Genomic DNA, 14,082 nt, shown 5'->3' on the forward strand with positions numbered 1-14,082 from the left:
GGGGGGCGGGGGGCGGGGGGGGCGGGGGGCCGGGGGGGCGGGGGGGGGGGGGGGGGGGGGGGGGGGGGGGGGGGCGGGGGGGGGGGGGGGGGGGGGCGTTCGGGTGGGGTGCGGGGTTCGTCCGGTGTGGCGGGTGAGGTGGCGGTTTAGGGTGGTTCGGGTGGAAGAGCACTCTGCGGTCGTGGTGGGTCCCGAGCGGCTGACGGGGTTGTCGGACGGGGTGTACGCCATCGCGCTGACGCTGCTCGTGCTGGACATCTCGCTGCCGCCGGAGCTGACGGACGCCCAGTTCCGGGAGGCGCTGGGGGAGGCGGTGCCGAACCTGCTGGCCTACGGGCTCAGCTTCACCGTCATCGCCCAGTTCTGGCGGGAGCAGCGCCGGGTGCTGGGGCGGGTGCGCGAGGTGGACGGGAAGGTCGTCGGGCTGACGCTCGTCGGGCTGGCGCTGGTGGCGCTGCTGCCGTTCCCGACCGCCGTGCTCGCCGAGTACGGCCACATCCCGCTGGCGGTGGCGATGTACGCGGCCAACGTCTCGCTCGTCAACGCGGCGCACCTGGCCGTGCTGCACCGCGCGCAGCGGCATCCGCAGGGGCCGCCCGGGCCGGTGGCGCGGCGCGCCGAGCTGCTGGACGTCGCCGACCTGGCCTGTGTCGTCGTGGTGTTCGGGGCGTCGGTGCCGGTGGCGTTCCTCTCACCGCCGGCCGCGACGCTGTCGTGGATCGTGCTGCTGCCGGTGAAGTCCGTCATCGGCGTCGCCCAGGACCGGGCCTACCGTCGGCTGCGCGAGGGCGCCCGCTGACGCCCGTGCCGTCCCGCTCCGGAACACCCGGCGGTAGGCGGACGGCGAGGTGCGCATCAGGTGCTGGAAGTGGTGCCGGTAGGTGACGACGGACTCGAACCCGACGGCGGCGGCGACCTGCTCGACGGACGCGGTGGTCGTCTCCAGCAGCGGCAGGCTGGCGCGGACGCGGCGGGAGACGAGCCAGCGGATCGGCGTGGTGCCGGTGCAGCGCGCGAAGTGCCGCAGGTAGCTGCGCTCGGACATGCGGGCGACGCGGGCGAGCGCGGCCACGGTGAGAGGTTCGGCGAGGTGCTCCACGGCCCAGTTCATGCTGTCCGCGACGCCGCTGCCCTCCGGCGGGGCGGCGAGCGGGGTCTCGATGTACTGGGCCTGGCCGCCGTCCCGGTGCGGCTGCGTCACCAGCCGCCGGGCCAGGGTGTTGGCCGCCTCGGCGCCGTGGTCCTTGCGCAGCAGGTACAGGCACAGGTCCAGGCTCGCCGCGCACCCGGCGCTCGTCAGCACGTCGCCCTCGTCGACGTAGAGCGGGTTGGGATCGACGTCGACGCGCGGGTAGCGGGCCTGGAGGCGGTCGGCGTGGCGCCAGTGCGTGGTGGCGCGGCGTCCGTCCAGCAGGCCCGCGCCGGCGAGGGCGAAGGCTCCGGTGCAGGTGGAGACGGTGCGGGCGCCGCGGTGGTGGGCGAACCGCAGGGCCTCGACCAGCTCAGGGGAGGGGTCCAGCGCGTCGTCGGGCGAGCTGGGGACGATCACGGTGTCGGCGCCGGCGAGGGTGTCCAGGCCGTGCAGGGTGGTCAGCGTCATGCCGCCGGGCAGGGCGAGGCCGCCGGGGCGCTCCAGGCACACCAGCAGCTCGTAGCGGTCCTCGCTCAGATCGGGCAGGTAGCTGCCGAAGACGGCGTGGGCCACCCCGGCCTCGAACGTGGCTCCGGTGGCCGTGGCCAGGACGGCGACGCGGTGCCGTCGGGGGGCGGAGTCCGTCATGGCGGAATCTTATCGAAGGGCGGCGCCAACGCCACTGGTGACCCCGTGGCTCCGGCCCGCATGCTCGAAGTCCGGTGTCCACGGCAGTCGTCAACTGCCCGGTGAGAAGAGGGTGATGAGATGCGTCCGTTCCTCGCGTCGTGCCTGCGGCTGCTGCGGGAGGTCGCCTACGGGATCGACACGGCCCACGCCATCCGGCACGGGGTGCCGCCCCGCGGGGCGCCGCGCTGACGCCGACCGCCGCGCGCGGTGCCGGACTGCCGCGCGCGGTGCCGGTCCGCCGCGCGCGGCGGTCGGGGCGCTATCCGGCGCCGTGCGGCAGGGCGGGGTCGGCGGGTTGGGTGGCGCCGACGAGGCCGGCGATGTCCTGCTCGGCCCAGACGATCTTCCCCGCCGGCGTGCGGCACGACCCCCAGCGTCGGCACAGCAGGTTGACGAGCTGCAGCCCGCGCCCGCCCTCGTCGCTCAGCGAGACGTGCTGGATCTGCGGCAGGTCCGGGCCGGTGTCGGAGACCTCCACCACCAGCCGGCCGTGCCGCAGCATGCGCAGCGTGCCCGGCCCGTCGCCGTAGCGCAGCGCGTTGCCGACCAGTTCGCTGACGACCAGCTCGGTGGTCTCGGACAGCTCCTCCAGCCCCCAGCGGGCGAGCTGTTCGCGCACCAGGCGGCGGGCGCGGGCGGCGGCCGAGCCGTCCGAGGGCAACCCCCACTGCTCCAGCAGCACGTCGCCTGCGCCGGGGTGGGCGGCGGAGACGATCGCCACCGCCTCGTCGAAGCGCTGCCCGCCCGCGGAGACCGCGTCCACCAGGGCGTCCGCGGTCAGCCCCGCGCCGTCCGGCCTCGCGCCGTCCTGCCTCGCGCCGTTCGGCCTCGCGCCGTCCAGCCCCGCGGCGGCCGTCCGCAGCCGGGCCAGCGCGGTGTCCACGTCACCGGAGCGGCTCTTCATCAGCCCGTCGGTGTAGAGGACCAGCCGGTCGCCCTCGGCGGCCTTGACCTCCACCGCGTCGTAGGGGATCACGCCCGAGCCGAGCGGCGCGCCGACCGGCAGCTCCACGTACCGGGCCTGCCCCGCGGCGTCCACCACCAGCGGCGGCGGCTGCCCGGCGGCCGCGAGCGTGTAGCTGCCGTGCATGGGGTCGTGCACCGCGACCAGGCAGGTGGCGACCTGGTCCTCCTCCAGATCGCGGGCGGCCAGGTCCATCCGGGCCAGCACCCGCTCCGGGGCGATGTCCAGGGCCATCAGCGTGCGGGCCACCGCGCGCAGCCGGCCCATGGTGGCCGCGGCGGCCAGGCCGTGGCTCATCACGTCCCCCACCACCAGCGCCGTCCGCCCGCCGGGCAGGCCGACGACGTCGAACCAGTCGCCGCCCACGCCGCCGGGGTCGGCCGCCGGGGCGTAGCAGGTGTCCACGGCCAGCCCCGGGGTCGTGGGCGTGCCGCGCGGCAGCAGGCTCCGCTGCAGTGAGACGACGGCCTGCCGCTCGCGCCCGTACAGGCGGGCGTTGTCGACGTAGACGGCGGCCTTGGAGGCCAGCTCGACGGCGAGGGCCACGTCGGTGCGGTTGAACCCGGGGCGGCCCCCGACGCGGATGAAGTCGGCGATGCCCAGCAGCACCCCGCGGGCGATCAGCGGCACGGCCATGTAGCTGTGCACCCCGGCCCGGCGCATGGCGTCCGCGCCGTTGCGGGTGGGGGCGATGACGTCGTGCTCGCCCGCGCCGATCCGGGTGACCAGCACCGGCTTGCGCTCGATCAGGCAGCGGGAGGGGAGGCTGGCCGAGCGGTGGAAGGAGAGGTCCCCGACCGGGTCCGGCTCCAGGTTCAGCCCCGGCATCTCGGAGACGGCGATCGCCCGGGTGACGGGCAGCTCGCCCACCCGCCAGCAGGGGGCGTCCTCGCCGCGCAGGATGCAGTCGAGCAGGTCGACGGCGGCCGCGTCGGCCAGGTCGGGCACGCAGAAGTCGGCCAGCTCCTGGGAAGTGCGTTCCAGGTCCAGTGTGGTGCCGATGCGGGTGCTGGCCTCGTTCAGCCAGGACAGCCGGTCGCGGGGGGCGAGCAACCGCCCCAGCGCCTCGCGGGAGCGGCGCACGGCGGCCGACACCCGCGCCGGGCCGGGCAGGCGCCTGCGCCCGTCCGCGGACCTCCGCTCGATGACCACCGCCTCACCTCCTGGGGCTGGCCTGAGAGCCGACCCGGCGGTGATCCCCGCGGCTCTCCCGGTGCACATTCTGCCCCGCCGCGCCGCCCACGTCTTCCGGGCGGCAGGGGGTAATCGGCGCAGGAGGCGCGGGAGGGGGACGGCCCCGGGCGGCCCCCGGGCCCGCCCGCCCACCGCTCATCCGTCCGCCCGCAGCAGCACCACGGCGATGTCGTCGGGGTGCGGGACGGCGGCGGCCGACGCGACGAGCCGGTCGGCCAGCGCCCCGAGCTCCAGCCGGCGGTCCCGGGCGAGCCGTCCGGCCACCTCGGCCACCTCGGCGGCGTAGTCCCGGCCGCGCTGCTCGACCAGGCCGTCGGTGTACATCAGCAGGACGGCGCCGGGCTCCAGCACCGTCTCGGTGACCGGGTAGTCGCCCCCGTCGGGGAAGGTGCCCAGCGGCATGCCGCCGGGCACCTCCAGTTCACGGGGGCGGCCGTCCGCCCCGACGAGCAGCGGGTAGGGGTGCCCCGCGCGCACCACGCGCAGTCGGCGCCGGGCCGGGTCCACCTCGGCGACGCAGCAGGTGGCGAACAGGTCGGTGTCCAGCCCGCAGACCATGCCGTTGCCGCGCTTCATCAGCTCCGCGAGCCCGTACCGCTCCTCGGCCCGGGTGCGCATCGCCGTCCGCACCTGCCCCATCACCGCCGCCGCCCGGGCGCTGTGGCCCTGCACGTCGCCGATGAGCAGGGCCAGTCGGCCACCCGGCAGGGCCACGACGTCGTACCAGTCGCCACCGACGTCCAGCCCCGCCGAACCGGGCCGGTAGCGCGCCGCGACCTCGGCACCCGGCACCTGCGGCACGCGCCGGGGCAGCATGAGGTGCTGGAGCTCGGTCAGGTAGCGCCGCCGGGTGTCGTGCAGCCGGGCGCGGGCGAGCGCCTGGCCCAGAATGCTGGCCGCCGCGGTCAGGACGGTGCGGTCGTCGTCGGAGAAGGCGCGCGGCTCGGCGTAGGTGATGGCACACGTGCCCACCAGCCCGTCGGCCGAGGTCAGCGGCAGGATCGCCCAGGCGTGCTCGTTCGGCAGCGGGCTCAGCCGGGGGTCGTGGAACAGGGCGCGGTGCTGCCGGCGCGACTCGATCAGCAGGGGCCGGCCGGCGTGCAGCCCGGCCAGCTCCGGGTGGTCCGGCGTGATCTCCAGAAGCGCCCGCAGCCGGCGCAGCCCCGCGGCGTCGAAGCCGTGCGCACCGGCCAGCCGCGCGCGCCCGCCCTCCTCGCGCAGCACGAGTGCCATGGTGGTGCCGCCGAGCACGGGCAGGACCGTCTGCGTCACCGCGGTGACGACGTCCTGGGTGGTCAGCGCGGCGGCCAGCTCCCGGGTGAGGGCGAGCACGAAGTCCTTGCGCGCCTCGCGGGCCGCCTCCCGCTCGTACTCCTCGGTGCGGTCCTGGGCGACGCCGATCATGCCCTGCGGTTGCCCGGCGCGGTCGAAGAGGACCCTGCTCTCCGCGTCGAGCCGGCGCACCGTGCCGTCCGGGCGCACGATGCGGAAGGCGACGGCGTACCTCCCCGTGCGGTGGCTCTCGGCCACCGCCTCGTCCACCAGCCGCACGTCCTCGGGGTGCACGGCGGTGAAGAACGTCTCGACGCGGCCGTCGAACTTCTCCGGCTCGATGCCGAACAGGTCGCACAGCCGCTCGTCCCAGATCAGCCGGCCGCTGGTGAAGTCCCAGTCGAAGGTGCCGATGCGCGCGTTGGACATCGCCAGTTCCAGCATCGTCGCGCGGCCCCGGCCCGCCGCGATCGCCCCCGGCGGCGGGCCGACGGGCGCCGGGGCCCCCTCGCCGGCCTCCAGCAGCCGTTCCCAGCGGTGGGCGAAGGCGGTCGCGACGGCGTGCAGCCGGTGCTCCCGCGCGGCGTCCAGCGAACTGCCAGGAGACAGCCGCAGGCTCAGCACGCCCAGGCAGGCGTCGTCCATCAGCAGCGGCACCGAGACGAACTCCGCGGACGCCACCGGGGGCCCGCCGCGCCCGTACAGCGCCGGGTCGACGCCAGCCCAGGGGAAGTCGCCCGCCGTCGAGTACACCGAGCGCCGCTCGCGCACGGCGCGGGCCACCGGCAGCCAGGAGTCCGCGCCGAGCACCCGGTAGGACTCCACCAGGGGCTCGGGCAGTCCGGTGGCGGCGACGAGCCGCAGCGTGCCGTCCTGTTCGAGCCGGTGCAGCGCGCCCTCGGCGTCCGGCACGTCCGGGGCGCAGGCGGCCACGGCCCCGGCGAGCAGGGCGTCCGTCCGGCCGGAGCGCAGCAGGCCGACGAGCTGGTCCGCGAACGTGGTCCCCATGCGCCGTCCTCGCCGTCGTGCGCCTGCTTGGTGCCATGGTCGGCCACGTCCGGGGTTCCCGCGAGGGGAGCGGGCGCGGCGCGACGGGCGACGGTGCCGGTGGACGCCGGGGGCGCGCCGGGCCCGGCCGCCCTCAGCCCGGTACCGGGTCGGAGTGCAGCCGGGTGAGGAGCGGGGCCCGGTGGAGGTCGGCGACCTCGGCCACCAGGTCCGGGTGGCGCAGCAGCGGCGCGGCGCGGCGGTCGTGCTCGTCGGGGTCCGTCAGGCGGCGGAACCGGCCGGGGGCGTCCGGGGCGTGCTCGGTGTCCGAGAGCGCCGCCACCGCGGCGGCCGCCAGCTCCGGGGACGCCAGCAGGCACGCCGCCCAGCTCGCGACCACCTCGTCCACCCAGGTGCGCCAGGCCTCCGCTCCCGCCGCCCCGGCGTCCTCGCCCCGCGCCGTGCGGGGCCCGCCGAGACCGACGAGGCGGTCCAGGCGCGCGGAGCCGCCGGCCCCGGTCAGCGCGGCGAGGGCGGCGTCCAGCGCGGTGGGGTACCGCAGCCACGCGGCGACGCTCGCCGCCTGCCGGGCCTGGGCCTCGGCGAGCGCGGCGCTCATGGCGCCGCCCGTGGGCGGGTAGGCCCGCACCAGCCACCGCGCGGTGGCGGCTATGACGGAGGAGACGTCCGCGGACACGGCAGCAGACCTCCCAGTTCGCTCGCCCGGCGCGGGACCCGGAACCCCGGGCGCGGGCACCGTACCGCGCCGCCGCGCGCGCTCACCATGACACCCCTCACTCCGGCCGGCGCCCGCCCGTGCGGCGCTCGCGCGGCCCGGGCGGCGCCGGGCGCGGTCCCGGGCGGCGGCGGGCGCGGCGGCCCTGCGTGTGCGCGTGCGCGGCAGGGCGGTACGTTGGGCGGTGAACACCGTGTGACGTGCACAACAGGAGGCGCAGTGAGCGGCGACCGCATACCCGGCCAGGGCGAGCCCGTGATCGACACATCGGTGCCGCACTCGGCGCGGATGTGGAACTACTGGCTCGGCGGCAAGGACAACTACGAGGTCGACCGGATGGCGGCCGACCAGTTCCGGGCCGCGTTCCCCGCCATCGCCGCCAACGCCCGCGCCTTCCGCTCCTTCCTCTCCCGGGCGATCCGGTACCTGGCGGCGGACGCGGGGGTGCGGCAGTTCCTGGACATCGGCACCGGCCTGCCCACCGTGGACAACACCCACGAGGTCGCCCAGCGGGTCGCGCCCGAGGCGCGCATCGTCTACGTGGACAACGACCCGCTCGTCCTCACGCACGCCCGCGCGCTGCTCACCTCCACCCCCGAGGGCACCACCGCCTACCTCGACGCCGACCTGCACGACCCCGGCGCGATCCTCGCGCAAGCGCGGCAGACCCTGGACTTCGACCAGCCGATCGCGCTCATCCTCAGCGGCATCCTCGGCCACGTGCTGGACACCGGGGAGGCCCAGGGCCTCGTGCGCGAGCTGGTGGCCGCGCTCCCGTCCGGCAGCTACCTGCTCGTCTGCGACGGCACGGACACCGACGACACGCTCCGCAAGGCCCAGGACGAGCACAACGAGGGCGGGGCCGTGCAGTACCGGCTGCGCAGCCCGGAGGAGCTGGCGGAGTTCTTCACCGGGCTGGAGCTGGTGGAGCCCGGGGTCGTCTCCTGCCCGCTGTGGCGCCCGGAGCCCAGCCAGGTCGGTGCCCCGGCCCACGTCGACTCCTACGGCGGCGTCGGGCGCAAGCCCTGAGGCGCCGTGCGGCGGGCTCCGAGGCGCCGGGTCCCGGGGCGCCGTGCGGCGGGTCCTGACGCGCCAGGCGCGGGTTCCGGCACGCCGGAACCCGCGCCTGGCGCGCCGCGTGCCGGTTCTGGGGCGTCGGCAGCCCGAAGACGCCGGGCGGCCGACGCCTGGTGTGAACCGAGGCCCGCCGTGATGACGCGCAGAAACGTTCTCACCTGCACAGGCGTGCATTCGGCGGAACAGTGCGGCAATACGAAGAATCCGCAGGTCGAGTGAAGGAAGAGAACTTCTGCCCGGCTCGCGAGTTGTCCAGTTTGCTCCGGCAGCGGGGCATCCCAGACTCGGAAGGAAAACTCGTGATCAAGAAGGTGCTCGCTACGGCTGCTGTGGCGGCTTCCGTCGTCGGCGTCTCCGGTGCCGTCGCCGCCCCCGCCCTCGCCATCGAGGACACCGGCCACGACACGGCCAGCGGCAACGGGTCGGCCCAGGTTTACGGCAACACCACCACGGGCGGCTACATGAGCCCGAACATGAGCCTCGTCAACGGCGCGCTGAACAAGCCCTGCATCACCTTGCTGCCGAACAAGGCCAACGTCGGCTCCGTGGTCGGCCTCATCCCGATCACCGTTCAGGACATCCTCACCAGCAACAACGCGCAGTCCTGCACGGAGAACTCGACGCAGATCGACGGCGACGACCCGCTGTCGCACGTTCTGTCGGACATCCCGATCCTGGCGAACAACGGCTCCACCTCCGTCCAGGACTGAGTCGGCACGGCCGGGCGGCCCGGGCGTCCTCCGGTTCGCCCGGCCACAGCCCGTTCACCCGCGGGACCCGGGTCTCCTCCTTCTGACCGGCGTTCCGCGCTCCGGCCCCCGCTCCGTGCACCGCACGGGGTGGGGGCCGAGCCGTGCCCGGGCCGGGATGCGGCATCATCGTGGCCATGGGGATAGCCGCCGGTCTGGACAGCTCGTCCGAGTACACCCGCATCGTCGTCTGCGACACCGACACCGGTGCCGTCATCCGGCAGGGGTACGCCCCGCACCCCGGGCCGCCGCAGGAGGGCTCCGGGCGCCGGACGGAGATCGACCCGCAGGCCTGGCTGCTCTCGCTCGGCGAGGCGGCGGGCGGTGGCCTGCTCGAAGGCGTGCAGGCCATCGGCGTCTCCGCCCAGCAGCAGGGCGTGGTGGCGCTGGACGACGCCGGGAACGCGGTGCGCCCCGCCCTCGTCGGCAACGACCTGCGCGCCCAGACCGCGGCGGCCGACCTGGTGGACGGGCTCGGCGGCCGGGCGGCGTGGGCCCAGGCGGTGGGCCTGGTGCCGCAGTCCGGGGAGCCGGTCGCCAAGCTGCGCTGGCTCGCCCGCAACGAGCCCGAGGCGGCCGCGCGCACCGTCGCCGCGCTCCAGCCCCACGACTGGCTGACCTGGCAGCTCCTGGGGCGTCCGGCCCGCCGCACCACCGACCGCGGGGACGCCTCGGGCACCGGCTACTGGTCGGCGGCGACCGGCGCCTGGCGCCCCGACCTGGCCGAGCTCGCCCTCGGCCACCCGGTCGCGCTGCCCGAGGTGCTGGGGCCCGCGCAGGCGGCCGGGCAGACCCCCGAGGGGCTGCTGATCTCCGCCGGCACCGGCGAGACCATGGCGGCGGCCTTCGGGCTGGGGCTCGGCCTCGGCGACGCCGTCGTCTCCCTCGGCGCCACCGGCTCCGTCTTCGCCGTCCACCACCAGGCGCTGGCCGACCCGGCCGGGACCATCACCTCCTACGCCGACGCCACCGGCCTGCACCTGCCCGTCGTGCGCACCTCGAACGCGGTGCGGGTGCTGCGCGGCACGGCGGAGCTGCTGGGCTGCGACCTCGAACGGCTCTCCGAGCTCGCGCTCGCCTCCACCCCCGGCGCGTACGGGCTGGTGTTCCTGCCCTACCTGGAGGGCGAGCGCACCCCCGAGCTGCCGCACACCGCGGGCACGCTGGCCGGGCTGCGGCGCGACGCGATGAAGCCCGAGCACCTCGCCCGGGCCGCGTTCGAGGGCATGCTGTGCGGGCTCGCCGACGCCCTGGACGTGCTGCGCCGCCGCGAGGTGCGCGTGGACCGCGTCTTCCTGCTGGGCAAGGCCGCCGAGCTGCCCGCCGTGCGCCGGCTGGCCCCGGAGCTGTTCGCCGCCCGCGTCGTCGTCCCCGAGCCGGCCGACTACACCACCCTGGGCGCCGCCCGGCAGGCCGCGTGGGCCCTGGGCGTGGCCCACGGGCACGCCTCGCCCGCGGCGCCCCCGCCGTGGCCGGCGCCCGCCGCCACGCTGTGCGAGCCGGACGACACCGGGCTGGCCGTGGGCGGCTCGGTGCGCCAGCAGTACGCGGCCGTGCGCGACGAGACCCACCCCGGCGCGTTCCCCGGCTGAGTCACCCCGCGCCGCCCCGCGCCGCCCCGCGCCGCCCCGGCGGCGCCGTCGGGGCGGCGCGGCGGGGGCGCTCTCGCCGGGCGTCAGTCGAGGTAGCCGCGGAGCTGGTCGGCGTACGCGTGGGCGCGCAGCTTGCCCAGCGTCTTGGACTCGATCTGCCGGATGCGTTCGCGGGTGACGCCGAAGATGCGGCCGATCTCCTCCAGGGTGCGCGGACGCCCGTCGACCAGCCCGTAGCGGAGCTGCACCACCTCGCGCTCGCGCTCCCCGAGCGTGGAGAGCACCGCGTTCAGGTGCTGGCGCAGCAGCAGGAACGCCGCGGACTCCACGGGCGAGGGGGCGTCCCCGTCCTCGATCAGATCGCCCAGGTGGACGTCGTCCTCCTCGCCGACCGGGGCGTGCAGCGAGATCGGCTCCTGCGCCAGCCGCAGCACCTCGCCCACCCGCTCCGCGCTCAGCCCGAGCACGGTCGCCACCTCCTGCGCGGTGGGCTCGTAGCCGCGCTCCTGGAGGATGCGCCGCTGGGCCCGCACCACCCGGTTGATCAGCTCCACCACGTGCACGGGCACGCGTATCGTGCGCGCCTGGTCGGCCAGGGCGCGGGACATCGCCTGGCGGATCCACCAGGTCGCGTACGTGGAGAACTTGAACCCGCGCGCGTAGTCGAACTTCTCCACCGCCCGGATGAGGCCGAGGTTGCCCTCCTGCACCAGATCCAGCATCGTCAGGCCGCGGCCGACGTAGCGCTTGGCGACGGAGACCACCAGGCGCAGGTTCGCCTCGATCAGCCGGCGCTTGGCCAGCCGCCCCCGCACCACCAGCCGGTCCAGGTCGAGGACGAGCGCGGTGTCCAGGTGGGCGCCCGCGGTCAGCTTCTGCTCGGCGAACAGGCCGGCCTCCACCCGGCGGGCCAGCTCCACCTCCTCGGCGGCCGTCAGCAGCGGGATGCGGCCGATCTCGCGCAGGTACTGCCGGAACAGGTCGGGCGAGGGGCCGGTGGCCTCCGTGCGGAGTGGCGGGAGCGGGTCGAGGGGGACGAGGGGGACCTGCTCCGGGTGCGCGGGCGGCGTCGCGGGCGGCCCGGCGGCCGGAGCCGCGGCGGCCCGCGCGGGGGAGCGCACGTCGGTGGAAGTCAGGGTCCGGGTCTGCACGAGGGCGACCTCCAGGGTGATCGCTGCCGGTTCGCTCCGCGGATTGCGCCGTGCTCGTGGGCGTGCTGGGACGCCGCTCTCAGTGTGGGGTACGACACACTGCGCTCAGTAGGGGTCTGCGGAGGGTTTTTGCCCGGCGGGCACTACGAGACGCGTCGGTAGTGCTACGGAACGGGACGAAACCGACCGTTCGGTCGTGCTCCCGCGCGGGGCCACCGCGCGGTCGGCTTGTTCCCGCACGGGCGGTCCGGTGCTGTCCCTGCGTGGTCGGTGCGGCCTGCTCCCGCGCGGCCCGGTCCGGTCGTGCCCTCGCCCGGTCGGCCAGGTGCCGCTCGGCGCGTGGCGCTCCCTACAGGGCCGCGGCGCCCCTGGCCCGCAGGGAGGTGGCGTACTGCTCCAGCACCCACAGCTCCTGCCAGACGGCCGCCGCCCGCTCCGGCTGACCCTGGGCGTCCAGCCGTCGCGCGCTGCCCTCCAGCTCCGCCACCCGGGCCCGCACCGCGGCCAGCCGGACGGCCACGAGCTGCTCGCCCGCGTACGCCTCGTCCGGCTCCCCGCCCCCGGGGTGGCGCGGCGACTCCACCGCCAGCTCCGTGATCAGCTTGCGCACCGCGTCGTCCGGGGCGGCCTCCTGGACGCGGGTCAGGTACGCGCCGTCCGCGCCGTGCGTGCCGCCCGCCCGCTCGATGACCGTGCGCACGACCGCGTACGGCGCCGCGGTGAACTCGTCCGCCCCGTAGGCGTCGAACGCCGGGGCGACCAGGTGCGGGTACTGCAGCGCCAGCTTCAGCAGCTCCCGCTCCACCAGGTGCGCCGGACTGCGCAGGTGCAGGGCGGGGCCGTACGACCCCGGGGTGGGCGGCGCCGCCCTGTTCACCGGGGACGCCAGGGACGCCGGGTGCGTCGGGGACTGCCGCGGGCGCCGTGCCCCGTCCCGGCCGCCGCCGTCCCGCTTCCACCGGGCGAGCTGACCGACGCGGCGCACCACGAACTGGGTGTCCAGGATGCCCAGCAGCCCCGCGAGCCGGACGGCGTACTCGTGCTGGAGCGAGCCGTCCTTGATCCGGCTCACGATGGGCGCCGCCGCCTCCAGCGCGGCCGAGCGGCCCTCGGCGGAGTCCAGGTCGTGTTCGTCGACCACCGAGCGCAGCGCGAACTCGAACAGGCGCGAGCGGCTGTCCACCAGCTCCCGCACGGCCGCGTCCCCCTTGGTGACCCGCAGCTCGCACGGGTCCATGCCGCCGGGACTGACGGCGATCGAGGTGCGGGCCGCGAACTTCTGGTCGTCCTCGAACGCGCGCAGCGCGGCCTTCTGCCCGGCCGCGTCCCCGTCGAAGGTGAAGACCACCTCGGTGCGGGAGTTGTCCATCAGCAGGCGGCGCAGGATCTTGATGTGGCCCTCGCCGAACGCCGTGCCGGAGGTGGCGATGGCGGTGGTGACCCCGGCCAGGTGGCAGGCCATCACGTCGGTGTACCCCTCGACGACGACGGCCCGGCCCTCCTTGGCGATGTCCCGCTTGGCCAGGTCGATCCCGTACAGCACCTGCGACTTGCGGTACACGGGGGTCTCGGGGGTGTTCAGGTACTTCGGGCCGTTGTCGTCCTCGCGCAGCCGGCGCGCGCCGAAGCCGACGACCTCGCCGGTGATGTCCCGGATCGGCCACATCAGCCGGCCCCGGAAGCGGTCGATGGGCCCGCGCCGCCCGTCCTGCGAGAGCCCCGAGAGCACCAGCTCCTTGTCGGAGAAACCGTGGCCGCGCAGGAACCGCGTCAGGTGGTCCCAGCCGGCCGGGGAGTAGCCGACGCCGAAGTGCTCGGCGGCGGCCTGGTCGAAGCCGCGCTCGCGCAGGAACCGGCGGGCGATCTCCGCCTCGGGGGAGCCGAGCTGCTCGGCGTAGTACCGCGCGGCCACCTTGTGCGCCTCGATCAGCCGGGTGCGCTCCCCCTGCTGGCTGGCCCGGCCGTAGCCGCCCTCCTCGTAGCGCAGCGTGACGCCCGCCTGGGCGGCCAGCCGCTCCACGGCCTCGGAGAAGGAGAGGTGGTCCACTTTCATCAGGAAGGCGAGGGTGTCCCCGCCCTCCTGGCAGCCGAAGCAGTGGAAGAGCCCCTTGCCGGGGCTGACGTGGAAGGAGGGCGACTTCTCGTCGTGGAAGGGGCACAGGCCCTTGAGGTTCCCGCCCCCGGCCGGGCGGAGCTGGAGGTACTCGGAGACGACGGTGTCGATCGAGACAGCGTCCCGCACCGCCCGCACGTCGTCGTCGTTGATCCGCCCAGCCACGCCCGTCAGTCTACGGCGCGGCGCGGACGGCTCCGCCGGTCAGTCCGCCTCCGGAGCCGGTTCTGCACCGCCCGGCTCCCGCCCGCGCCCGAACGGCGCGGGGCGTCGCGGGGCGGCGCGGGGCGTCGCGGCGCCGAACACCCGGGCGGGCGGCGGGGGCAGGGGCCGCGGGGTGCCGGGCGGGGTGCTAGTGCCGCATCAGCCAGGGTTTGCCCTGTCGCGACGCCCGGCACGGCGCCTGGCGGCGTTGCCGAATCGAC

At 76.0% G+C, this 14,082-nt stretch carries 10 protein-coding genes; 4 read left to right on the forward strand and 6 right to left on the reverse strand.

Translation table 11 applies throughout. The features are described from left to right. Window positions 1-160: 160 nt before the first annotated feature. Window positions 161-799: a TMEM175 family protein gene (locus OSB71_RS20485; RefSeq protein WP_265950103.1), complete on the forward strand. Its 639-nt coding sequence runs from the start codon at window positions 161-163 to the stop codon at window positions 797-799. Here the strand turns inward: OSB71_RS20485 and OSB71_RS20490 are convergent. The 4 genes from OSB71_RS20490 to OSB71_RS20505 form a co-directional block, all read right to left on the reverse strand. Continuing rightward, window positions 692-1,780, reverse strand: a complete 1,089-nt coding sequence (locus OSB71_RS20490) for a helix-turn-helix domain-containing protein (protein ID WP_265950105.1) — start codon at window positions 1,778-1,780, stop codon at window positions 692-694. The genes OSB71_RS20485 and OSB71_RS20490 overlap by 108 nt on opposite strands. A 301-nt stretch (window positions 1,781-2,081) precedes the next feature. Further along, window positions 2,082-4,007: an ATP-binding SpoIIE family protein phosphatase gene (locus tag OSB71_RS20495; RefSeq protein WP_416237302.1), complete on the reverse strand. Its 1,926-nt coding sequence runs from the start codon at window positions 4,005-4,007 to the stop codon at window positions 2,082-2,084. Between the two features lie 108 nt (window positions 4,008-4,115). Next, window positions 4,116-6,260: a SpoIIE family protein phosphatase gene (locus tag OSB71_RS20500; RefSeq protein ID WP_265950106.1), complete on the reverse strand. Its 2,145-nt coding sequence runs from the start codon at window positions 6,258-6,260 to the stop codon at window positions 4,116-4,118. 133 nt (window positions 6,261-6,393) lie between these two features. Continuing rightward, window positions 6,394-6,936 carry a hypothetical protein gene (locus OSB71_RS20505; protein WP_265950108.1) on the reverse strand — a complete coding sequence of 181 codons (543 nt, stop codon included), beginning with the start codon at window positions 6,934-6,936 and terminating at the stop codon, window positions 6,394-6,396. A gap of 258 nt (window positions 6,937-7,194) precedes the next feature. Here OSB71_RS20505 and OSB71_RS20510 point away from each other — a divergent pair, with 258 nt between their 5' ends. The 3 genes from OSB71_RS20510 to OSB71_RS20520 all read left to right on the forward strand — a co-directional run bounded on the left by OSB71_RS20510 (window position 7,195) and on the right by OSB71_RS20520 (window position 10,393). After that, window positions 7,195-8,004, forward strand: a complete 810-nt coding sequence (locus OSB71_RS20510) for an SAM-dependent methyltransferase (protein WP_265950110.1) — start codon at window positions 7,195-7,197, stop codon at window positions 8,002-8,004. Between the two features lie 347 nt (window positions 8,005-8,351). Continuing rightward, window positions 8,352-8,762, forward strand: a complete 411-nt coding sequence (locus tag OSB71_RS20515; protein WP_265950112.1) for a rodlin — start codon at window positions 8,352-8,354, stop codon at window positions 8,760-8,762. A gap of 176 nt (window positions 8,763-8,938) precedes the next feature. After that, complete coding sequence (locus tag OSB71_RS20520) at window positions 8,939-10,393, forward strand: FGGY family carbohydrate kinase (RefSeq protein WP_265950114.1); 1,455 nt, start codon at window positions 8,939-8,941, stop codon at window positions 10,391-10,393. 83 nt (window positions 10,394-10,476) lie between these two features. On the opposite strand, the gene OSB71_RS20525 is transcribed toward OSB71_RS20520, so the two are convergent. Both OSB71_RS20525 and dnaG read right to left on the reverse strand, forming a co-directional pair. Beyond that, window positions 10,477-11,565, reverse strand: a complete 1,089-nt coding sequence (locus OSB71_RS20525; RefSeq protein WP_265950193.1) for an RNA polymerase sigma factor — start codon at window positions 11,563-11,565, stop codon at window positions 10,477-10,479. Between the two features lie 328 nt (window positions 11,566-11,893). Then, window positions 11,894-13,822 (reverse strand): DNA primase, encoded by a 1,929-nt coding sequence (dnaG, locus tag OSB71_RS20530; RefSeq protein ID WP_265950115.1) that lies wholly within the window; start codon window positions 13,820-13,822, stop codon window positions 11,894-11,896. Window positions 13,823-14,082 lie beyond the last annotated feature (260 nt).

The sequence above is a fragment of the Streptomyces marinisediminis genome (genome assembly GCF_026262575.1).
GTDB lineage: Bacteria > Actinomycetota > Actinomycetes > Streptomycetales > Streptomycetaceae > Streptomyces > Streptomyces marinisediminis.